The sequence below is a fragment of the Fibrivirga algicola genome, assembly GCF_011742925.1.
In the GTDB taxonomy this organism is placed as follows: Bacteria; Bacteroidota; Bacteroidia; order Cytophagales; family Spirosomataceae; genus Fibrella; species Fibrella algicola.
The window spans coordinates 554,764-576,619 of record NZ_WAEL01000003.1 but is presented as its reverse complement, the minus strand read 5'-3'; the positions used below and the strand labels follow the sequence as shown (position 1 = coordinate 576,619).

Here is a 21,856-nt window from a genome sequence, read left to right as displayed (position 1 = left end):
AACGACTGCTTAAACCATAGCTTTAGAGGAAATTAAGCCGAAATTCTTAGGCTAAGTTTGGTCAGTAACGGCCATATACCCACCTTTGAGGTTAGCCTGCTCAACGTGTCGTTCTGTGTATAATTTCCGATCAATGCGACACTGTTTCACCCTGGCTATCGCCTGGTTTTTGCTACTTTTTTTTGGGGGTTCGGCCCGTGCGCAGACTTATCGGCACACCGCTGTCTGGCTGCGTATGGCAGCATCGTATACCCTGAGCCAACGGTGGGGAGCGGTTGGCGATCTGTACTACCGGCGACAGAGCCACCCTGATCATGGTTTGTCGAAACCGCTCGATTCACCATTGTTGTGGGCCGGCCGGCTGGGTATTTCGTATCGAACTGCTCATTGGCAATACAGTTTGTTGCCCATTGTGTTTTATCACTCGTATCCTGCGCTGGGTAATGCAGCCGATCTGAAGCGAGCCCCTGTTCCGGAGTGGCGGCCGTCGGTTTTTGCGGAGTGGACACTGGATTTACCTTCCACTTCGGTGTTGCGGCTACGAGCAGGTTATGAATACCGACTTTTCACCATGCCTGGACTTGCCGATCTGGGTCGCCTGCGCGTTCGAGCGGCCTGGCGTAAGGGGCTGGGACATGATGCGTACGGCCAACTGTCAAATGAAACGTTGCTGTATGCGCCGCCTAACACACCTGCCAGCGGCCATTTGTTCGATCAGAACCGGACAAACGTATCGGCTGGGTATGTGCTCTCGAACATTTCGACCGTGGAAGTGGGTTATCAGTTTACACATCGGGAGCGGCGCAGCATCGTTGAATTCGATGATGAACATGCCCTGACTGTGACGCTGTATCTGAAAGTAAATCCGTGAAAAAAATTGCTATGAAATTTGCGCTCCTGTCGGCGCTGTTTGCCGCCTCATTACCGGCGTTGGCGCAGCGCACTATCAGCAAGCCCTTCGGTGTAATGGTCGATGCCCTCATCAGCGAATCGGTGCCCATCGTGACCTGCAACGAATTGAAACAGATGCCAAACGCCGTGCTGTTCGATGCTCGCGAGAAACGGGAATTTGCCGTGAGCCATCTGCCCAGGGCGCGCTGGGTCGGTTATGACGATTTCGCCTTGACCCGCGTGGCCGATGTACCCAAAACCGCGCCAATAGTAGTCTATTGCTCAGTGGGGTATCGGAGTGAGAAAGTAGGAGAGAAACTAAAGGCGGCCGGGTTCACCAATGTGCGGAACCTGTACGGCAGCTTGTTCGAATGGGTGAATCAGGGCAACCCGGTGGTCGACAGCACGGGCAAGCCTACCCGCCGTGTACACGCCTATTCGCGAACGTGGGGTATCTGGCTAAAGCAGGGCGAGAAAGTATATGAGTAACGCTTTGTCACCCGCAATTCCCGCTGCCCGATCGATGATTTAGACCGCTGGTGCTCTGCCTTCCACTCCAGCATGGCTTTGCGAGCGGCAAACAGGTTATGTGGATGACCAATGCCATAGCTAACCTGCGAGAGGGTCAATAAAACCAGAAGAGAGATACCCGTTTTCATGGTTGCTGCCAGGATTAGTGGACTGTACCACTCCTGACACAACAAAGATAAGGGTTTAAGACTGTACTATGCAATGCAAAGTACCTGTTTGTGTAAAATTTATTTCTAAGATTCTTATTTCGTTGGCTGTGGATGACTGTCCACAGCCAACGAAATAAGAACCACGAACGCTAAGCCACAGAGAACTGAGCGGCGTAGCGCTTGATAACGTCCGGGGTTAGGTCAGGCTCATCCTGAATTCGAACCAGGCAGGGTAGACCCGTGTAACTGAGCAGGACCGATTCCGTGGCTGGTACGCTGGGGCCATTAATAATCAGGCCTAGTATTGGGATATTCCGCTGGCGGAGTGCCTCAACCGATAGGAGCGTGTGATTAATGCTGCCGAGATAATTGCGGGTGACCAGCACTACCGGCCAGCCCAGGCTGGCCACAAAATCAATGTTCAGGTACGTCTCCGTTATCGGTACCATCAGGCCACCGGCCAGTTCAGCAACCAATGAATTAGTAGTAACCGGCGGAACGAGGCGGGCCGGGTCGATGGTAATGTCTTCGGCAGCGGCGGCGGCATGTGGTGAAAGGGGTTTCCGCAGTAGGTACGTTTCGGGATGAAACTGTGACCGGGTATTGCTGGTGAGTCCCTGCACGGTAACTCTGTCAGAGTCAGGTGGAAAACCCGATTGGATTGGCTTCCAATAGTCGGCCTGGAGGGCTTCGACCACTACGGCGGAGGCGACTGTTTTGCCAACCTCAGTGCCAATGCCCGCGATAAATAACTGCATAGTGAAGTAGGTTTGATGAAGGGTAACAACTACCTGTTGAGTCAGGTAGCCAGATCAACCGGCTGCGGGCTAACCTGTATTGCCCGGGTTAAGGCGGTCAGTAACCCGTCGATTTCCGCTTCGGTGTTATACGAATGCAGGCAGATACGGATACGTTCCTGCCCCACGGCTACGGTTGGGCTAACGATGGGGCGCACGTCATACCCCGCCGCCTGGGCCAGCGCTGCCACCCGACGTACCTCGGCATTGCCCGGTACCACCAACCCCTGAATAGGCGATGTGCTGGTGAGCCAAACGGCCTCAGGAGCAAGCTGTTGGCTGCGCTGACGGAAATAAGCCACCCGTTCGCGAAGTACCTCAGCCCGTTCGGGTTCGTGGGCTACCTGCGCGTGGGCCAGTTGAATGGCCAGCAGATCGTGCGGAGGCAGGGCCGTGGCGTAGATGAACGACCGGGCCGTATTGATCAGGTATGTTCGCAGCAGGGCCGAACCCAGCACCGCCGCGCCGTGAACACCCAGCGCCTTGCCAAACGTGTGTATTCGGGCCAGTACCTGATCCGCTAACCCCTGCGCTACCACCAGTCCCGCGCCCCCCGGTCCGTATACACCCGAGGCATGGGCCTCATCAACGATAAGGGCGGCGTTGTAAGCAGTGCAGAGTGCAGCAATTTGCGGCAGCGGCGCTTCGTCACCGTCCATCGAGTACAACGATTCGACAACAACAAAAACATGTCCGTTCTGCGCCGAAGCCGAGTGGAGTTTCGTCTCCAGATCGGCCAGGTCGTTATGGGCGAACCGGAGGCGATTGGCTTTCGACAACCGGGCCCCGTCGATCAGGCTGGCGTGAATGAGTTCGTCGGTCAGCAGGGTGTCTCCGGCCTGCGGCAGGCAGGCCAGCAGCCCCACGTTGGCCATGTAGCCCGCGTTGAACAGCAGGGCCGTCTCGGCTCCGTAAAACTGGGCGAGGTCCGCCTCAACAGTCTCGGCCAGGTACGTATGCCCCGCCAGTAGTCGCGAGCCGGTGGCTCCGTTGCGCGTGAGCGAGGTAGCGGCCTGCGCCAGTTTCGTGTGTAGTGTACCGGAGCGACCAATGCCCAGGTAATCATTGGACGTAAAATCAATGGCCGACTCGGCCACGGTCAGTGACCGGAACAAACCCAGTTGCTGTCGGGCGGCAAGGTCGGTGGTGAGTCGGGTGGTAAGCCAGGTAGGCATTGTGAAATCAATAAATAGCTATGTATCCGCTTAACCGGTCTTAGCCGCGTTTCGTTACCATTGCCAGGTACACGCCGTTTGTCCAGCCAAAGCCATCCTGGTTGGGGTATTCACCGCCGCCCGTGGTTAACGCGGCGTCGACCACGTTGTATTTCTCCATGAGTTTGCCGGTCGCCTTAAACACTTTGTCGTTCAGGGCCAGCCATCGGTCGCGCCCCTGGTTGGTGGTTTCGCTAAAGCCATACGTGAGCAGGCCATCATACACGATCCATTGTAGCGGAGCCCAGCCGTTGGGCCAATCCCACTGCTGCCCCGTTTTCTGTAAAGTGGTTACCCAGCCGCCGGGTTGCAGAAACTCAGTTTTCAGACAATCGTGTACCCGGCTGGCCTGGTCGGGCGTAGCCAGTTTCATGAAAAGGGGAAATGCCCCCGCCAGTGTGAGCGCCGTAGTCTGCTTGCCGGCAACAACGTCGTAATCGTGGAAAAAGCCGGTCTCGTCATTCCAGAACGTACCCAGTATCGCCGCTTTCCGCTGATCGGCCAACTGCTCAAAAGCGTTTGCCCGCTCCTGGTTGCCAACCTGTTTGTAGGCCTGTTGCAGCGTTTGCTCCAGCGTGTAAAGCAGGCAATTCAAATCTACCGGCACAATATCTGTTGCGTGGATGGTGACCAGACTATGCCTGTCGGCAAGCCACCGGCTGCTGAAATCCCAACCCGACTCGCAGGCCGCCCGAATGTGCTTGTACATCACTCCGGGGTCAATGCCACGCTGCTCGGCGGCGGGGGTTAGTTCCAGTTCCTGCCGATAGGCTTCGGGGCGGGGGGTGGCCAGTTCGTCCCAGTAGCGGTTCAAAACCGTTCCGTCAGGTAAGCGCACCACGCGTCGGCTCTGGGGTTTATCAGCGCTAAGCTGGCTGACATCGGTCATCCAGAAATCGTACTCTTTTTGTAATTGGGTCAGGTACGTTGCCAGCACACCCGGCCCATCTATATCGGCCAGGATACCCACCATCAGCGCAAAAAATGGCGGTTGCGACCGACTGAGGAAATAGGTCCGGTTACCGTTTGGAATGAAACCGACCGTATCGATGAGGTACGCAAAATTGTCGAGCATGCCCCGTATCAGATCGGTGCGGCCCGCTTCGCGCAGGCCGAGCATGGTGAAGTAGCTGTCCCAGTAAAAGATCTCGCGGAATCGTCCGCCGGGCACCACATACGGATGCGGCAAGGCCACCCGCGAACTATTGGCCACCGGTACGTCGGCCGCCCGCGTGAGGTGTGGCCAGAGCCGGTTTATGTGCTCCTGCGTAGGAACCGAGGTGTCGCTGACGTACCCGGACGCAACAGCCGAAGGCCGGTCGAACTGTTGATTAACGAACGTATCGAGGTCAAAATCAGGCTGGGTGCGTTCAGTGTGATAAGCCGCCAGAATTGCCTCGGGCGCTTGTTTGGGCGTGCAGTCGACAAATGTTTTCGAGTCGGCAAAAAGGCCGCTTAGCTGCACATCATGGAAAAGGTCGCCAAAAAGGCGTTCAGGTGAGGGCATAAGTTGACAGAAGCGTACGGGCTGCTTGACCGGTGGACGAATGATGTTGTAAAGGGTGCAAAGAAATGCATACTTTCGACACTAAACTGCCCCACTTGCTATTCACTCGTTTATCAACTACCGTTCATGCTTCGCCTAAAACTCTCGCTATTTTTAAACTACATCGTTTTTGCCATCCTGCTCAACAGTGTTGGTACGGTCATTTTGCAGGTTCAAAACAACTACGGGGTGTCGGCAACCGGCGCCAGTAGCCTGGAAGCGTTCAAAGACCTGAGTATTGCCGTTGTATCGTTTCTGATTGCGTCATACGCTACCCGGATTGGCTACAAGCGGGCCATGCTGATCGCCCTCGGTCTGGTGGCGCTGGCTTGTCTGCTGATGCCGCAGCTCCCCGCCTTCTGGACCGCCAAAATGCTTTTTGCCGCCACTGGTGCCAGTTTCGCTCTGATCAAAGTGTCGGTGTTTGCCACCATCGGTCTCATTACTAAAGACCCCGACGACCATGCCAGCTTTATGAATTTTCTAGAGTCGATGTTCATGGTGGGCGTTTTGTCGGGCTACTTCCTGTTCAGCGCTTTTGTCGACGATCAGAACCTGCAATCGACGGCCTGGCTACGGGTGTATTATGTGCTGGCCGCCATTGCCGGGGCTGCGTTTTTACTGTTACTTACCACCCCGCTCGATGAGTCCGCTGTTCAGACTGCTAACCAGGCCGTTGGCGTGGGCGACGTTGCCGCTATGCTTCGGCTGGCCGTAACACCCGTTGTTCTGGTTTTCATTCTCACCGCCTTCACCTATGTGCTGATGGAGCAGGGCATCATGAGCTGGCTTCCTACCTTCAACAGCCAATACCTGAAGCTGCCCACCTCACTCAGTATTCAGATGGCGAGTATCCTGGCCGCTAGTACGGCTCTGGGTCGATTGGGCGCGGGTTTCGCTCTGAAACGTATTCCATGGTACGGGTTACTGATGACCTGCCTGGTGGTGGCTGGCGGACTCGTATTACTGGCGCTGCCCCTAGCCGAAACTGCCTCGCAGAACGCAGTTAGTCTGACCGCAGGGGTAGCTTATGGCTGGAGCGACGCGCCACTGGCTGCGTTTATCTTTCCGCTGATCGGCCTGTTCATCGCGCCCATCTATCCGGCCATCAACTCGGCTATTCTAAGCAGTCTACCACTTCGCCAACATGGCCCCATGGCAGGGTTGATCGTTGTTTTTTCGGCACTTGGCGGCACTACAGGGTCGATCATTACCGGCCGTATCTTCGAGACCTACGGGGGGCAAACGGCTTTCTACGCGTCGCTCGTTCCCATCACCTTGTTGCTGGTGTTGCTAACCGTGTTTAGCCGCATGCAACGCCGCGTGGTCAAGGTTAAAGCCGCATTGCAGGACTGATCCCGTTACGCACTTCGTCAACTCAAGCAGACGACAGAGTCCCGTCGGTTACTTTAAAACGGGCCCCTGTTTGCCTGAGCGGATGCGGTGCCAGCGTTTCGGGCCGCTTGCTCTGGTTCTTGTCTGATTTTTCGGTCAATCGAGTTAGATGACGTATATTGCTATACGTATCCAGTGCTGTACGTATCTAGTGCGGCTTGTTATATATCCCTCTCTCAGGAGATCGGCAGTATGCTACTTTAACGAATGACTGATTTCAACGTTGACCTGACGAATTGCGAGCAGGAACCCATTCATATTTTAGGACAAATACAGTCACATGGCTACCTACTTGTCCTTCTTCCCGACACCTACACCGTTGTTCATGCCAGTTCAAATCTGCCCGATCTGATTGGCCAGCCAGTGGCGGACATACTCGGCCAGTCGCTCGAAACCTTACTGGCGAAGTCTGATTTACCCGCCTCCACCCTACGGGAGCTATTGAACGTTGGCCGGCGTAGCGAATCGTGGGACAACATCAATCCGCAGGTGCTTCGCCTCAACGAACGTACCTGGAACCTGATCGTTCACGAGCACGACGGGCTGTTGCTGCTCGAATGGGAACCGACCAGTAGTGCCTCACAAACGCCCCTCAATCAACGCCTGATCGCCGAAGCTCTAACAGAAGTCCAAGCCAGCCGCAACCTTCTGGATCTGTTGCAAAACACGGCCCGGCGGGTGAAGACCATTATCGGATTCGATCGGGTGATGGTGTACCGGTTTGCCGCCGATTGGCACGGGCAGGTAGTAGCCGAAGAAAAAGAAGACCACCTGGAGCCGTTTCTGGGCTTGCACTATCCGGCGTCGGATATTCCCAAACAAGCGCGGGAACTGTACAAAACAAATCTGGTGCGGCTCATTGCCGATGTTGGCAGCGACACCGCCGCTATCCTGTCGCCCGCCGACTGGCCTGCCGACCACCCCGTTGATCTGACGTATTCGACGCTCCGGGCCGTATCGCCGGTGCATATCGAATACCTGAAAAATATGGGTGTTGGTGCGTCTATGAGTATCTCGCTGCTGTATCGGGGCGAACTCTGGGGGCTGATGTCGTGCCACCACTACTCGCCTCGTTTTGTTGATTTCAGTTCGAGGCAGGCGGCCAAATTTGTAAGCCAGTTGCTATCGGCGGCACTGGAGTTTCGTAAAGACGAGGAAGACCAGACCCAACTTCGGATCAACATCGAAAATGGGAAACGACTGCACGAACAATTGCTCAGCGATGAAGATATTGTTCGGGCACTAACGCGGCATTCCGTAACGGCCCTGGATATAACAAAGGCTACGGGCGCGGTGTTGTTGTTCAATAACCAGCAATACCGGATCGGTAAAACGCCCGGTGAAGTGGCCATTCAGGAACTGGTGGATTGGCTTAAAACAACCAATACCGACACGTTTCTGGAAACAAACAACCTCAGTAACCTTTACCCGAAAGCGGAATCGTTTCACGAGACGGGTTCAGGGTTGCTGGCCATTGTGTTGTCGAAGGAAATGAACGAATACCTACTCTGGTTTAAGCCTGAACAGCTGCAGCAGGTAACCTGGGCAGGTAACCCCGAAAAGCCCGTTACCGTAACCGACGATGGACAGGCGCGAATCAGCCCCCGAAAAAGCTTCGCTGCCTGGACGCAACTGGTGCACAACACGTCTGACCCCTGGCTGGAAGCTGAAGTGGCCGCGGCCATCAAGCTACGCGAGGATATTTTGCAGATCGTTACCCGGCAGGCCAATGAAATTCGCTTATTAAACCAGCGTTTACAGGCCGCCTACGAAGAACTGGACGCATTCAGCTACACCGTTTCCCACGATCTGCGCACGCCGCTATCGTCGATCCGGTGCTATGCCGAAATTTTGCTTGAAGAATACAAACAGGACTTCACGCCCGACGCCCGTGCGCTGTTTCAGAAAATTGTGGATTCGAGCGATCGGATGCGAGCGTTGATCCGGCATATTCTGTATTACTCGCGTATGGGACGCACCGAGATTAATGCGCAACCCATCAACATGACAAAGCTGCTGCGGGAAATTCGGGAGGAGGTCCTGATTGGTGAGAAAGATCGTGCCAATCGACTCTCACTTGACATTACGGAGCTGCCTCCGCTCAATGCCGACACGATTATGGCCCGGCAACTGTTTACCAATCTGCTCTCAAACGCGGCTAAGTACACCCGCAAAACGCCGGAGGGCTGCATCAAGGTGACCGGCCAGCAAACTGAGCAGGATGTAATTTACACGGTAACCGACAACGGTGTCGGTTTTGATATGAAAGAAGCCGGCAAGTTGTTCGACCTCTTTAAGCGGCTGGAAAACGCCCGATCGTTTGAAGGAACGGGCGTTGGTCTGGCGATTGTAAAACGGGTAGTGACCCGGCATGGCGGTAAAATATGGTACCATAGTGAACCGAATCGGGGGGCTACGTTCCACATTTCGTTTCCCATTGATCGAGTAAATTAGAAATGATTGATATTTTGTACGTTGAGGATGACGAGAACGATGCCGACATCTTCAGCCGGTTGATTAAAAAGCTTGATCAGCCAATTAATTATACGATCCTTAGCAGTGGTTCCGAGGCAGTCGAGTACCTGTCGGGGCAGGGCCGATATGAGGGGCAGAGCCTGCCACTGCCCAAATTGATGTTGCTCGATTTGAATTTGTCGGGCATTAGTGGGTTTGACGTACTGGAATGGGCTCGCTCGGATGTTCGTACCCGTTGGTTGCCGATTGTAGCCTTCAGTACATCCGACAACCCTACCGATATTCAGCAGGCCTATGCCGCCGGAGCTAACGCGTATATGGTAAAGCCGGGTAGTTATTTTGCCACTGGGGCTCTACTTGAGGGGCTATGTCAGTTCTGGGTAGCAGCCAACACCCGTACCGACTACAAATGACGTTATTAGCCGAACGGCTCCGGGAAGAGACTCGCCCGCTGCACGAACAAACCGAGCAACTGCTGTACACAAACTCACTGCGCGGCGGCACACTTACCGCCAATCAGTATGTTCATCTGCTGCTGATTCACGGCGCCTTTCACGCTGCACTGGAGCGGGCTATTGATGCTCATCCTGCCTTCTTTGCCGACTATGAGCCCAATACCCGTCGGAAAACGCCCTGGCTTGTAGCTGATCTGGCACAGGCCGGCCGCACCCTGCCGGTATTGACCGATCTGTTTACCAACTGGTCGCCTGCTGAACTGGCTGGGGCTGCTTATGTGGGCGAGGGGTCAATGTTGGGCGGAAAAACCGTTTGGCATTACCTGCAGCAAAGTCCCGCCCTTCAGTCCATGCTCGAGAAAGCTCAGTTCTATCAGGGCTATGGTGCTGAAACCGGGCCTCGCTGGCGCGCTTTCACTGCTTTTATGGCACAGCAAACTGACGATGATCAGGCGGCTGTCATAGACGGCGCCAAACGGGCGTTCCAGCTATATGCCGATCTGTTTGACCGTACCCAGCCTGAACTGGCAGGTTAAGCAGTAGCCTGGTACACGGGCAGAAAAATCGAAAACGTGGTTCCTACGCCTAGTTGACTGCTTACGTTGATAGCACCGTTGTGGCTTTCCACAACGCGTTGGCAGATCGCCAGGCCGATGCCAGTACCACTATAGGCGCTGGAGTCGTGTAGCCGCTGAAAGAGCTGAAAGATGCGGTCTTTGTACTTCTCATCGAAGCCTAGTCCATTGTCGGCGACCGTAATGAGCCAGTAGTGTGTAGCGGTGGAAACACCTTCCGGAAGCTCATGGGTGGTAGCAAGTCGGCTGTCTACCCGAACCACAAGCGGCCGGTCGCTGTGCCGAAACTTGAGGGCGTTGGCAATCAGGTTCTGCATCAACTGGCGAAGCCGCGAGGCATTGCCCTGTACCGTTGGCAGGTCACTGACCTGTAAGGTAGCGCTGGCTTCATTAATTGATATTTCCAAATCGCTAACGGCGTCATCAACTACTTCCTGTAACTGAACAGGACCAAAGGGATCACGCCGGGCCGTTACCTGTGAGTAGGCCAGCAAATCTTTAACCAGCTGTTGCATACGCATGGCCGACTTCTGAATTCGCCGGGTCATATCGCGCTCACCGTCAGAAAGATTGTCTTCAAACTGGCTTTGCAGGATGTCACCGAATGCCTGAATTTTGCGAAGTGGTTCCTGCAAATCATGACTGGCAACATAGGCAAACGACTGCAGGCTCTCGTTGGATTGTTGCAGTGTCCGGTTCAGTGCTTCTAATTCATGCCGATATTGCCGGTCACTGGTGACATCAACTGCCGACATCACCACGTCGCTCCCCGCCCGGGCCAGCGTAATCAGGTACTGGCGATTGTTAGCTGTATACTCGAACACATCGGGCTGCCCAGTCTCAACCACGCGAACGTACCTGGCAAACTCGCCATTGTGGCGGGCCTCAGGATGTAAAGTCAGGAACGAGTCTTTAAACAAGACGTCGGCGATCGGCTCCCAGTTCATCAATGCCTGTCGGTTGGCACGTACAATCTGAAAATCTACGACCTGCCCCTGCTCGTCGTGGATGGGCTGATGCAGCGAAATGGCTGTTTGTGAATGATCAAGAATCGCCTCTAGCACCTGCGACTGGCGCTGCTGGTCGAGCTGGTCTTCGCGCTGAGCAGTAATATTATTGAACGTCAGTACGATCAGATCAGTGGCTTGCCGGACAGCCGACACCTCGAACCAACCCGTAAATCCATTCACGTCTTGATAATAATATTCAGCTTTTTCAGACTGTCCTGTGTCAGCTACCCGGGTGTATAGCGCAAAAAAGCCGGAGTCGACATTCCCGGGAAACACCTCCAGCAACGTTCGCCCTACTAATTCATCGGGCTTTTTTGCCAGACTGTTTACCACGGCCAGGTTAGCCGTTTCCATCCAGAAATCGGTGATCTGGCCCTGGCTGTCGCGAATGGCCCGCATCAGCAGAATGCTGTTGAGCGAGGCGTCGAGGGTAGCCCGCAGTTCGGCGGTTTGCTGGCGAGCCTGCAATTCCGCCCGTTTACGGTCACTGATATCAACCAGCGCAATGACAAGGCCGGTCAGGAGTGGCTCAACGGAGATCTGGAACCAGCCGCTGAATGTATCGGTCTGATGCGCAAATTCAAATTTGGCGGGCTGACCAGTTTGCAATACGGCTACATACCGCTCGAATAGCCCATTTTTTTGTACCGTAGCGGATAGCTCCGTCATTAGGCCGCCAACGATTCGTTCAGCGGGCTGACCAATGAGGGCTACCATCCTGGTATTGACAACCCGGTAAACAAAGTCGGCAACCTGCCCGGACTGTGCCGGGTTGTTCTCGGTAAATACAGGTTCGCAATAAGCTACGCTACCTGGAGATGCGTTCAGGATACCTTGCAACAGGGCGGCATTTGTAACTGGAGACAATGGAACCGCCGTTGATGGTTTAGTTAACGTACGTTGAGTGTGATCCACACTGGATAATATAAAGGGGGCACTGTACAACAATAATAAACAAGGCCTAAGTAGTTGATCAGCAACCACACGAGTCGGGTAACGGCCAGTGTTTTACAACGCTATACTACGCACGAATAGTCAGAATTCTGCTTATAAATTAGTTAACCTTATTGACTGGGAACGGTCGACGAACTGCCAGGTTGGTACGTATCCCGTCTAGCCTATACCAATTACTGAATGTGAGGTAAAATGGGTATTTAACTGTATTTGATGCTGCCTAACCGATAGATAACCAGGTCAGAATAGCAGGTCCCCAGTAATAGAGCGTAAAGAAATACGTACCCACGCCAACGAAACCAGTGGCCAGCAGCAAGACCAGTGACGCCGCCAGCCTGAGAACGGGTGAGGCACCAGCCCGGTTTCCACGCACAAAGGCTTCGACAACCAACAAATTGGGTAGGTAAAAAAAGAAGGCCATCACATAGTCGAAGGGGCCACCAAACGTGTTGGTGTGACCCAGTCCGTCGGTCAGTAGAAGCCAGAAACCGTAATCCATGCGGTAGAGCCACGAGCCAATCGCCAGCGCATACAGGCGCAACGCCCACACCCGATGCTGAGCAAGCTGGCCAGCCACGGCATAACGATAGGTGGCAATGGCCGCGATGAACATCAGCACGCCGTAGAGCCCAAAGCCAACATTCATGACCGGTCCGCCAACGGTGCCCTTGGCGATAATAAACACTAATCCGCCCAGAGCGGCCAGCAGGCAGGCTGTAACATACACACGGCCAATCCAGCGATGCCAGGCCGGAAAACGCAACCTGACGCCATCCAGTAGCTGAATACTGCCCAGAACGAGAATGATGCCGCCCATTGCGAAATGCAGGCCGATACCGGTGGTAGCGGTAGTGGTGCTTTGCTCATACAGGCGGGGAAGTATTTTGTTCCACCGCTCCATGTTTCCCTCATACAGAGCCGATGCATAAAAAGCCAGGATATATAAACCGAAGAGGGCTGCGCTCACCCAGACGCTAGCGGTCAGCAGAACGCTGCACCAACGCAGTGCCGTAGCACTCGCTTCAGACAGCCGGCGGTTCTTTTCAGGTGCAGGAGATAGCGTTTCGTTTGTCATAGAGGGAATTGCTGGCAGGGAGTATTTTTACTAAAGTAAATACGCCACCCAATTACTGTAGCTATCGGCGGGGCTTTTCCCCAAATTACATACTGGAAGCACGCTGAAGGCGGCGTGAAGACCAAATTGCAAGGAGCCGGGCTGTACTATTTAGCAGCCGGTAAGCAGCGTAACCGGTTCAACAGCTTTCGAAGTAGACCATTGCCAACCGATTGTACTAGGTCCTCCCGTAAATTGACCTCGAACTGAATAGCACGAATTCTGTAGCTGCATGGCTTTATCCCGTTTTCTCCTTTTCCTGATGCTGCTGATGGCGTCAGTACAACCAGCCACCGCGCAAGCCAGCAAACGCCCTCGCGACTATGGCATTCGGTTTGGTGTGTTACCCACCGGTCAGTACAACGCCATCACCGACGTACCCGGCGTACAGGTGGGGCAGGTGACCCTGCAGAACGGGGCCAGCGTCCGCACGGGGGTTACCGCTATTTTACCCCACCCAGGAAATATATTTCAACAAAAAAGCCCCGCCGCCATGTATATCGGTAATGGCTTCGGCAAGCTGGCTGGTTACAGCCAGGTCGACGAGTTGGGTAATCTCGAAACGCCCATTGTGCTCACCAACACACTGAGTGTGCCAGCCGCCGCTGATGCGCTGATTGACTACACCCTGACCCAGCCCGGCAACGAGCAGGTACGTTCGGTCAATGCTGTAGTAGGTGAAACCAACGATGGGTTTCTCAACGACATACGGGGACGGTACATTACGCGACAGCATGTGTTGGAGGCGCTGAAGCAAGCCAAATCGGGCCCGGTCGAGGAAGGAAATGTGGGAGCGGGCACAGGTACCGTTTGCTTCGGTTTCAAGGGCGGTATTGGAACGGCTTCGCGCAAATTACCCGCGTCGCTGGGTGGGTATACGGTTGGCGTACTGGTGCAAACCAACTTTGGTGGCGTGCTGCGAATTGGCGGCGTACCGGTTGGCGTGGCGTTGGGCCGCTACTCGTTCAAAGAAAACCTTGACGGCTCGTGCATGATGGTGGTGCTAACCGATGCCCCGCTGGACGCCCGCAACCTGAAACGCCTGGCAAAACGGACCTTTATGGGTATGGCTCAAACGGGTGGCATCGCCTCGAACGGGAGTGGCGATTATGTTATTGCGGTATCAACCGCTTATCGCATTCCCCATACCACAACCAGCGCAGTAGATGAGGTGAAACTGCTTCGAAACGACAACGTGTCTCCGCTCTTTATGGCGGCCATCGAAGCGACCGAAGAAGCAATTATCAACTCACTCTTCAGCGCCCAGACCCTAACGGGCGACCAGGGCCACCGAGTCGAGAAACTCCCCGTCGACAAGGTGATTGAACTCCTGAAACAGGCAGGCCAGATCCGGTAAACCGCCGGTAATGAACGTACCCACGTACCTATTTTGAGGCATAAAAAAAGGCTAACCCCAGGTTAGCCTTTTTTACTCGCTGAGCCTCCTATGGGACTTGTACCAAATAGAATATATAACTGATAGTCAATAATTTGTGAAATTCAGAAAGGCTGGTTGACGGATTAGTTGACGGATTGGCTAAAAGACCAGAGAGGTTGACGGTTTTCATTAATTACGTCAAGAACTACTATAAACAGCATAGCTTACTATTTGAAGAGATAGGATAGCGTTAGGGTGCATCTCGTTTTGCTTTGGCCGAGTGGGTGGTTCGCTCTCAGCCTTTGTTCATATGACCTGCTTACTTAGTGATCATCCTGAAACCGATAATCGACTAATCTTTTGTTTTGATTTTATACTTATTATTTAATTAAGTATACTTAATACGTTATTATGAATTTTGGTATCGTTTTTGTGAATTTTGACATCATTAAGTTGTTTTTTAAGCTCGAATATGCTTAATTTGACATCAGATATCAAAGACCAAAATGAACTTGCCATGTACACAGAGCTGCTTAAAATCATAGAGGGTGGCTTGAACAAAGACTCGCGTAAGGTGGCTAATTACGCGAGACTTTTAGCAGAAAACCTTTCTAAAGAAGGTGAGAAAAAGACGGCAGAACGAATACTTAGGGTTTTACAGAGCAATCAGGCTCAGCCTGTATACCTTGATCAGGTATTTACTCCGCCTGTAGATCAGGAGACTAGATTGAATATTGTTGATCTTATCATGCCTGATTCCATAGATAAGGTCAAGTTGGTTTTTTCCGACACCATGCGTAGTAAGCTTGACGCTTTTATCGGGCGGTTACAATATCGGGACCAGCTACAAGCTGCCGGGGTTGACTTAACAACTTCCCTACTACTGTACGGGCCTCCAGGCTGTGGTAAAACGACATTAGCGCACTATATATCTCAGCAAACCAAGCTTCCTTTAGTAGTAGCTCGCCTAGACTCAATCGTATCCTCCCTGTTAGGAAATACCTCTAAAAATATTCGCCGAGTATTTGAGTTTGCTAGCCGCCAACCATGTATACTGTTTCTAGATGAATTTGATGCCATCGCCAAAGCCCGCGATGACCAGCATGAATTAGGCGAGTTGAAGAGGGTTGTAAATAGCTTGCTACAGAACATTGACGAATTTATTCAGTCAAGCCAATCTAACATTTTGATTGCTGCAACTAATCATCAAGAACTATTGGATAAAGCTATCTGGCGGCGTTTCAACAGTGTGATTGAGGTTGCTAATCCAGGACATGCTGAGGTTAAATCCCTGATGTCAATGTACTTAGAGAAGAGCACTATTGATTTTGATCAACAATCACGAAAATGGGATTCCTTAGTTGAGCTGCTTCAGGGTTGTAGCCCAGCAGATATTAAGGCAATTTGTCAAAACACGATTGCTCAGGTCATTATGGGGGAGAGAAAAGCCGTATCCTACGCTGATGTACTGCTCCAATTTTACTACTTCAAATTTCACAACGCTTTTTCTGCTAAGTCTTTAGTTGAATTTTTAGCGCAGCATGATGTAGCACAAAAGACCATCAGCGAGTTAGTTGGTATCTCGTTGCGTCAAGTACAAAATTACCTCAACCCTACTAACTAAGACAATGGCTAACGAGAGACTACCAATTAAGCTCTTTGATAAAAGGGGTGATCAAGATGAGCGTCGAACTGAAGGTGGTGGTAGTAATACTTTGCCACCTTGGGTGTTGAGTGAGGCAGAGCTATTAGTAAAAGCGACTGAGATTCAACAGGTGCTAGAGGAAACTGCACAAATTATTGCTAGTCGGCCGCCTGAACGCGAATTTATACCCGCTGTGGTCAAAGTATCATTCAGAGAGGAAGCACTCTCAAAAGGTGCACGTAGCGAAGTGGGACGTCTCTTCAACCGGAAAAACGAGTATAATTTTATTGGAATAATCGAAGACCTTGACTTTCTCATTAAAGTTGAATCGTCCGAACATCTAGATTTTATAACTCGTAATCTCCAAAAACCCAAATCGTTCCCTGTTAGCTTGTCAGCTATTACTGAAATAGAAACATTTCGGCCTGCTATTGAGATACCACTAGATACAAACGACAACCTGAAAATTAAGTTAGTCAACTATCAAGATCGACGCCTTAATGAGTCTGTTGAACGCGTCTTTGAGCAAACGTTGACCGAATTAGGTGTTGATCTCGTACGCAAAACTAGGTACTCAGCTGATATTACGGTATTCAATGTGCGTAATGTTGAGGCAGATGCACTAGTGCACATACAAGATTTTGAGGCACTTTATTCTATTACTTCAATGCCCAAATATTCATTGGGCTTAGATGACGGCGGGCCGGGCACGGTTGTTCCTGTGAAGGAACCTGTGCCCGGCCAGACATACCCAGTAATAGGTATCTTAGATTCCGGGATAGCCTCTATTCCACACATTGCTCCGTGGATTGACTCACGACGTTTCACGGCGTATGAAGAAGGCGATGTGGACCGAGAGCATGGTACGTTTGTAACGGGTATAGCATTGTATAGCGATGAACTTGAAGATGAGCAGTGGGTAGGTGCAGGCGCGTGCAAAATTCTTGATGCAACTGTATTTCCTCGAAGGGGGGTTTTCATCGATGAGGATGAATTATACGAGAACATTCAAAGAGCCATTCGCCAGTATCCTGATGTAAAGGTTTGGAACTTGTCGCTTGGTAGCCGTGTAGAATGTGATTCTCAAGATTTTTCAGACTTCGGCAAAGCATTAGATTCAATACAAGAGCGATTCAACGTTTTAATATGTAAATCGGCAGGTAACTGTGAAAACTTTAAAAAATTCCAGCCTAAAAGCCGGATAAGTGCCTCAGCCGACTCAGTTAGAGCTTTAGTTGTAGGTAGTATGACTCACAGGAAGGATCAGTATGATCTAGCTCCTGAAGGGTATCCTTCTCCTTTTTCGCGTATAGGTTTTGGGCCAAATAATCTTGTTAAACCAGACGTAACTCATTTCGGTGGTAATGGAGGATTGAGGCCTGATGGAACTGCTACCTATACAGGGGTTAATTCATTCAGCACCTCAGGTAGCGTGCTACAACGTTCAGGAACTAGTTTCTCAACTCCTCGTGTGACAGCTTTGGTTGGGGCGTTGAGTCACCGCTTGGCGGAAGAGTTCGATCCACTGATGCTAAAAGCATTGGTGATCCATTCTGCGAAATACCCAGCACATTTAGATTTAGAGCCAACAGACCGGCTTAAGGAAATGGGTTATGGTCGCCCTGGTAGCGTCGAAGAAATCATTTACAACTCGTCTCATGAAGTAACTCTTATTCTTCGTGATACAATAATAAGAGGTGGCTATATTGAAATTCTTGATTTCCCTTTTCCGCCAGAATTGGTAAATGAGGATGGTGAGTATTATGGGGAGATAGTAGCTACCTTGGTTACTGGTACCCGTCTTGATGGAAGTCAAGGGTCGGAGTACTGCCAGTCAAACATAGAAGTATCTTTAGGTACCTATGATTCTGTACGGGAGCGCGATACTAAGGTCGCCACTATATTAAATCCTGTTGGCACAGAAAATCCTTGTAACGTACTTCTGCCAAGTAATTACTCTCAACGTTTTCAGAAGTACGTCGATGATTCTTTTACCCCCGAGCGTCAACTTCGGAGATACTCTGGTAAGTTTCACCCCGTAAAAAAATATGCAGTCAATTTGAGTGAAATGACGCCAGCGAAACGTCGTACAGGATTAAATGCGCCAAAGCAATGGTTTCTTAGACTGAAAGGATTGTTTACTCAAGCCGCTGAGATGATCGCCGATGCTGACGGTGAAGAATTATCACAGGACTTTACTCTAGTCGTAACGATCAGAGACCCTCTGCAACAGCATGATGTTTACAGTTCAGTAACACGTAGTCTTACAAACAACAACTTTCAACACAGTAATGTAAGGTTGAGAGATGAGATTCGGATTAACCTGCGAAACTCGTTTGACGATCTGGATTCATGATCAACGATCAATATTCTTTAGGCGAGGTGTCTAAAACCAGCGTCAAAAGAATCAGCATTGGCAAGTGGCCAATAAAAAACCGAAGTGGTTGGAGCCAACTTCGGTGTGCTTTGTAAAACTCAAATCCAGTCCAGCGGATGAGCAAGCATGTAGCTTGCCTAGAATTTACAAAGTGCAAACTTAACAGGTCTGCGGAGATTTTGTTAAAGGCTTCTTGGGTTAGGGTCAGCTGCCTCAGTTTAAAATAAGCTGGCAATCCTAATTACTGATGACCATGGCTAGAAATGGTAAACCGGGAGGCGGCCGAGTTGGTGCCGTACGTGAACGCTCTCAGACGTTCAACCCCACCACAGAGCAATGGGTCAAAAGGGATGCTAACACCGGACGTTTCATGGATGTGAAACAGGATGGTACCCCTTTTAAAGGTGTTCGCAAAGAGCACTAACCTTTAACCGTAGGGCGGAATATCTGCCCTACGGTGCTTTTATTAATGTTCCTCTATCATTAACGGCATAAGTATCGTACCATAAGTCAGATCACCTATAGTCAGTGTATGTATTACCTAATTCAGAGCAGTTTTAATTCATTTCTACATTAAGGAAGTTGCTTATGAGTAAGCAGTATGTTAATCACCATTATGTACCACAAGTTTACATAAGAAGGTTTTGTGTAAATATGCAAGGTCAAGAGAAGGTATGGGCTTTTGACAGAAATATGCTCGTGCGTGATACGCCAACAACATTTCGTTCGTATGCGCCAAAGCAAATCTGCCATGAAGAGCATTTGTACAAATTCAGAAATGATGCTGTAACATCAATGTACGGCATCAATGATAAGAATATCGTTGAAAAAGAGTCATTTAAAGGCTATGAAAATGACATGAGAAGAATAATCGACTCAGTAGATCAGCAAACCGTAGTCATTAATGAGCGCTTTGTGCCAATAGACGATGCGCGGATTTTAATCAAAACGTTACTGAATATGAAGAAACGAAACCCTTACATGGTCAATGATGATAAGACAAATCAAGAAACTGTTCGAAGAACCAATGATTTGCTCATCAAAGATTTAGAGGAGAATCGGGAAGTCTGGGAGGCTCGTCTAGCTACAGAGGGTAGAAAACTAGATGATGCTATATCTCAAATGATGGAAATTATGGCAAAAGAAGGATTCTCGGAAGATATGCATCGACTCTCTTTGTATCTAGAGGGAATTGGTTCTGAGGACGTGATAGTGCCTCAACTGGCCGATTTTCTATTGAAAAAAAAATGGTCTATACAAGAAACATCGATTACGAATCTATTTATTACGTCAGATAATCCAGGGTTTTCAATTAATAAAGAGCTTGAACTTTTTAATGTAAATTTTATTGAAGATTCAATGTTCATTTTTCCTCTGTCACCCTATCGCACATTGTACATTAATACCTCCCAAGACGATGTCGATTCTGATCTCGAGGTTGATAAGAGGGTGACTTATTCGCAAGCTGGTGATGAATTAGTGCAAACTGTAAATAGATGCACACTTGGTAATTGTAATCAATTTATCTATTCTAGTTCTCAGATTGCTTTGGTAAATACGATTAGGAATTGGAAAGATTTATTTGGTAGTGATCCATGTTTTCCAAAATAATTGTCGCGTTCAAATCAGATGCACCTCACCCCTTAGACCTGAAACGCACGAAGCAGTAGCACTGTATATTACTGACGCCCTCCGACTGAGATACGAGTGACACATATACTTTTATTTGATTAGTAGTGCTCCGTGCAAATATGGATTTTTATACTTACACGAGGCCCCTTTATGACCTAGGGTCATGGTTTATTTCTGACTGACATCCCAATATTTGCTCGCTTAAAGTCGACGGTAAGCCTGCTATCGCTCTAAGTCTGAAGAACTGGCATACTACTTCAAAACATCCAGTGCTACTATGAAACCATGCCAAACCTGACCTTGGTATACCCAGTTATCATTGTATTGCCCTAGTGCCCGATCTACACCTACTGCATAGCCAACATTTATATTATTATACCCTAGCAAGAAAACAGCACCGTATGAAACGAAAGCATTTTTGCGAGCCGTGAAACCACTTGCAGGTAGTGACCGGGCTGTAGTTCGACTTATGTCGGTTACTCCAGTACCTATCAAGCCAGCTAAGGAGAAGGATAATTGATTCGTGTATCTTCCGAGCGCATCCTTCTGGTTTCGGAATGTATTGTGGCTGAATTTGAGCCCGACTGAAAAGCCAACATTAAAGCCACTTTCAACTTGTTGAGGAAATGAGTCGACAGCGGCTTGCATCTTGACTGGATCGTTAGATAGGCTCTTTAAGTTGGGCCGGGGTCTAAACTTTATAGGCACAGCTAAGGCTTGAAGAACCAGTTTACTGTCTCCATACGTGAATTTCTTACGGGGTTCAATTATATCTGGAGGCTGAATGAAAAATGCTGTAGACTCGTTGAGTGTTCGATAAGTTGCGTACTCATTTACATTTAACGAATCAATATTTACAGTTGCTTTAGTGAGATGACTGAGATTACGCTGAACGATTTTATTGCTTATGCTTAGATAGGACTCTTTATCGGTTAAAGATGATATCGTGAAAGGCTGCTCAACGGTATATACTTCAAGCTGATTTTTCGCTGGCGCTGGCTGCTGATTAAACCGGTAAAAATTATTCCCTCTGAATATCCTCTTCTCAGAGGGTTTAAAGGGGCTACACGATGACATGAGATAAAAAATCAGAAGGCACACTAAAAAGAGCGGTATAGATTTCATGGTTAGGCCTCCCTCTTCTTTTTAGTGTCATCCTCAGCACTTGGTACACCATTAGCTGCTATAATAGCTGCATTAGGAGTATTCTTTGTCTCAATTGAGATGAAAGTATTGCTGCCGTCAGTATTGAATATGGGAAAGGGCCTAGATAGGATTGCTAGAACGGCTGTCATAACTGAGGGTTGCAAAGCAGTTACCTGCCGAGGTTTCGTTTCTTTTTCCAGGGTAAAGAAAACAGACCCTAGTCCAGTTGGAGAATATTCCACTTGGAAACTGACAATTGGTATAAGAGGCATATGGCATGATATGATTGTAGTGTAAATTAATCAATGCGAAACCGTTACCAGGTGATTATAAACTAGAGGGATAATTTCAGTCTTTCGGAATAAATTCATGTTGAGACAAGCGCTCCTGTATTCAGGCGATGACAGTGGGAATCAAAACAAACATGCCGCTGCAATAGCTCTGCAAGTGTAAGCACCGCAATCGTGTGTAATTGATGGCTAGGCATGTACCTGTATATAGCTAATTGCCTCAGTGACTTCAAATGATGCCATATATTGTCAATGATTCGCCTATTGACTGAATACTCGTAC

General features: G+C 50.2%; 17 protein-coding genes. 10 read left to right on the top strand and 7 right to left on the bottom strand.

Annotation, left to right across the window (positions count from 1 at the left end):
- Positions 1–133: 133 nt before the first annotated feature.
- Both F7231_RS10820 and F7231_RS10815 read left to right on the top strand, forming a co-directional pair.
- Positions 134–871: a DUF2490 domain-containing protein gene (locus F7231_RS10820; RefSeq protein WP_166691892.1), complete on the top strand. Its 738-nt coding sequence runs from the start codon at positions 134–136 to the stop codon at positions 869–871.
- 11 nt (positions 872–882) lie between these two features.
- On the top strand, positions 883–1,380 hold the full coding sequence (locus F7231_RS10815) for a rhodanese-like domain-containing protein (RefSeq protein WP_085414998.1): 498 nt from the start codon (positions 883–885) through the stop codon (positions 1,378–1,380).
- Here F7231_RS10815 and F7231_RS10810 read toward each other — a convergent pair.
- The 4 genes from F7231_RS10810 to treA all read right to left on the bottom strand — a co-directional run bounded on the left by F7231_RS10810 (position 1,326) and on the right by treA (position 5,089).
- A complete protein-coding gene (locus F7231_RS10810) occupies positions 1,326–1,550 on the bottom strand; it encodes a hypothetical protein (RefSeq protein ID WP_166691891.1) in 225 nt (74 codons plus the stop codon). The genes F7231_RS10815 and F7231_RS10810 overlap by 55 nt on opposite strands.
- 170 nt (positions 1,551–1,720) lie before the next feature.
- On the bottom strand, positions 1,721–2,329 hold the full coding sequence (gene bioD / locus F7231_RS10805; RefSeq protein ID WP_166691890.1) for a dethiobiotin synthase: 609 nt from the start codon (positions 2,327–2,329) through the stop codon (positions 1,721–1,723).
- A gap of 41 nt (positions 2,330–2,370) precedes the next feature.
- Entirely contained in the window at positions 2,371–3,543 is a 1,173-nt protein-coding gene (locus F7231_RS10800; protein WP_166691889.1) for an aminotransferase class I/II-fold pyridoxal phosphate-dependent enzyme, read from the bottom strand.
- A 40-nt stretch (positions 3,544–3,583) separates the two neighbouring features.
- Positions 3,584–5,089 (bottom strand): alpha,alpha-trehalase TreA, encoded by a 1,506-nt coding sequence (gene treA, locus F7231_RS10795; RefSeq protein WP_166691888.1) that lies wholly within the window; start codon positions 5,087–5,089, stop codon positions 3,584–3,586.
- Between the two features lie 126 nt (positions 5,090–5,215).
- Here treA and F7231_RS10790 point away from each other — a divergent pair, with 126 nt between their 5' ends.
- The 4 genes from F7231_RS10790 (at position 5,216) to F7231_RS10775 (ending at position 9,989) form a co-directional block, all read left to right on the top strand.
- A complete protein-coding gene (locus F7231_RS10790) occupies positions 5,216–6,484 on the top strand; it encodes an MFS transporter (protein WP_166691887.1) in 1,269 nt (422 codons plus the stop codon).
- Positions 6,485–6,730: 246 nt separating this feature from the next.
- Positions 6,731–8,977 carry an ATP-binding protein gene (locus F7231_RS10785; RefSeq protein WP_166691886.1) on the top strand — a complete coding sequence of 749 codons (2,247 nt, stop codon included), beginning with the start codon at positions 6,731–6,733 and terminating at the stop codon, positions 8,975–8,977.
- Between the two features lie 2 nt (positions 8,978–8,979).
- Complete coding sequence (locus F7231_RS10780) at positions 8,980–9,411, top strand: response regulator (RefSeq protein ID WP_085411051.1); 432 nt, start codon at positions 8,980–8,982, stop codon at positions 9,409–9,411.
- A complete protein-coding gene (locus tag F7231_RS10775) occupies positions 9,408–9,989 on the top strand; it encodes a biliverdin-producing heme oxygenase (RefSeq protein ID WP_166691885.1) in 582 nt (193 codons plus the stop codon). The genes F7231_RS10780 and F7231_RS10775 overlap by 4 nt, the downstream gene beginning before the upstream one ends.
- Here F7231_RS10775 and F7231_RS10770 read toward each other — a convergent pair.
- Together F7231_RS10770 and F7231_RS10765 are read right to left on the bottom strand one after the other, a co-directional pair.
- Complete coding sequence (locus F7231_RS10770; protein WP_085411049.1) at positions 9,986–11,905, bottom strand: PAS domain-containing sensor histidine kinase; 1,920 nt, start codon at positions 11,903–11,905, stop codon at positions 9,986–9,988. The two genes, F7231_RS10775 and F7231_RS10770, sit on opposite strands and share 4 nt — an antisense overlap.
- Positions 11,906–12,212: 307 nt before the next feature.
- Entirely contained in the window at positions 12,213–13,067 is an 855-nt protein-coding gene (locus F7231_RS10765) for a DUF2306 domain-containing protein (protein WP_166691884.1), read from the bottom strand.
- 271 nt (positions 13,068–13,338) lie between these two features.
- Between F7231_RS10765 and F7231_RS10760 the strand changes: the two genes are divergently transcribed.
- The 4 genes from F7231_RS10760 (at position 13,339) to F7231_RS10745 (ending at position 20,117) form a co-directional block, all read left to right on the top strand.
- Positions 13,339–14,463: a DmpA family aminopeptidase gene (locus tag F7231_RS10760; RefSeq protein WP_166691883.1), complete on the top strand. Its 1,125-nt coding sequence runs from the start codon at positions 13,339–13,341 to the stop codon at positions 14,461–14,463.
- 493 nt (positions 14,464–14,956) lie between these two features.
- A complete protein-coding gene (locus F7231_RS10755) occupies positions 14,957–16,108 on the top strand; it encodes an AAA family ATPase (RefSeq protein WP_208295575.1) in 1,152 nt (383 codons plus the stop codon).
- 4 nt (positions 16,109–16,112) lie between these two features.
- Positions 16,113–18,485 carry a S8 family peptidase gene (locus tag F7231_RS10750; protein ID WP_166691882.1) on the top strand — a complete coding sequence of 791 codons (2,373 nt, stop codon included), beginning with the start codon at positions 16,113–16,115 and terminating at the stop codon, positions 18,483–18,485.
- A 609-nt stretch (positions 18,486–19,094) separates the two neighbouring features.
- On the top strand, positions 19,095–20,117 hold the full coding sequence (locus F7231_RS10745) for a DUF4238 domain-containing protein (RefSeq protein ID WP_166691881.1): 1,023 nt from the start codon (positions 19,095–19,097) through the stop codon (positions 20,115–20,117).
- A gap of 273 nt (positions 20,118–20,390) precedes the next feature.
- Here the strand turns inward: F7231_RS10745 and F7231_RS10740 are convergent, their stop codons facing one another.
- Positions 20,391–21,263, bottom strand: coding sequence for a hypothetical protein (locus F7231_RS10740; RefSeq protein WP_166691880.1), 873 nt, complete (start codon positions 21,261–21,263; stop codon positions 20,391–20,393).
- Between the last annotated feature and the right edge of the window lie 593 nt (positions 21,264–21,856).

Bases quoted from the DNA above. Each gene is read 5' to 3' on its own strand.
- treA (WP_166691888.1), bottom strand. From the start codon at position 5,089: ATGCCCTCACCTGAACGCCTTTTTGGCGACCTTTTCCATGATGTGCAG.
- F7231_RS10785 (WP_166691886.1), top strand. From the start codon at position 6,731: ATGACTGATTTCAACGTTGACCTGACGAATTGCGAGCAGGAACCCATT.
- F7231_RS10790 (WP_166691887.1), top strand. From the start codon at position 5,216: ATGCTTCGCCTAAAACTCTCGCTATTTTTAAACTACATCGTTTTTGCC.
- F7231_RS10760 (WP_166691883.1), top strand. From the start codon at position 13,339: ATGGCTTTATCCCGTTTTCTCCTTTTCCTGATGCTGCTGATGGCGTCA.
- F7231_RS10815 (WP_085414998.1), top strand. From the start codon at position 883: ATGAAATTTGCGCTCCTGTCGGCGCTGTTTGCCGCCTCATTACCGGCG.
- F7231_RS10755 (WP_208295575.1), top strand. From the start codon at position 14,957: ATGCTTAATTTGACATCAGATATCAAAGACCAAAATGAACTTGCCATG.
- F7231_RS10750 (WP_166691882.1), top strand. From the start codon at position 16,113: ATGGCTAACGAGAGACTACCAATTAAGCTCTTTGATAAAAGGGGTGAT.
- F7231_RS10745 (WP_166691881.1), top strand. From the start codon at position 19,095: ATGAGTAAGCAGTATGTTAATCACCATTATGTACCACAAGTTTACATA.
- F7231_RS10800 (WP_166691889.1), bottom strand. From the start codon at position 3,543: ATGCCTACCTGGCTTACCACCCGACTCACCACCGACCTTGCCGCCCGA.
- F7231_RS10820 (WP_166691892.1), top strand. From the start codon at position 134: ATGCGACACTGTTTCACCCTGGCTATCGCCTGGTTTTTGCTACTTTTT.
- F7231_RS10740 (WP_166691880.1), bottom strand. From the start codon at position 21,263: ATGAAATCTATACCGCTCTTTTTAGTGTGCCTTCTGATTTTTTATCTC.
- F7231_RS10765 (WP_166691884.1), bottom strand. From the start codon at position 13,067: ATGACAAACGAAACGCTATCTCCTGCACCTGAAAAGAACCGCCGGCTG.
- F7231_RS10810 (WP_166691891.1), bottom strand. From the start codon at position 1,550: ATGAAAACGGGTATCTCTCTTCTGGTTTTATTGACCCTCTCGCAGGTT.
- F7231_RS10775 (WP_166691885.1), top strand. From the start codon at position 9,408: ATGACGTTATTAGCCGAACGGCTCCGGGAAGAGACTCGCCCGCTGCAC.
- F7231_RS10780 (WP_085411051.1), top strand. From the start codon at position 8,980: ATGATTGATATTTTGTACGTTGAGGATGACGAGAACGATGCCGACATC.
- bioD (WP_166691890.1), bottom strand. From the start codon at position 2,329: ATGCAGTTATTTATCGCGGGCATTGGCACTGAGGTTGGCAAAACAGTC.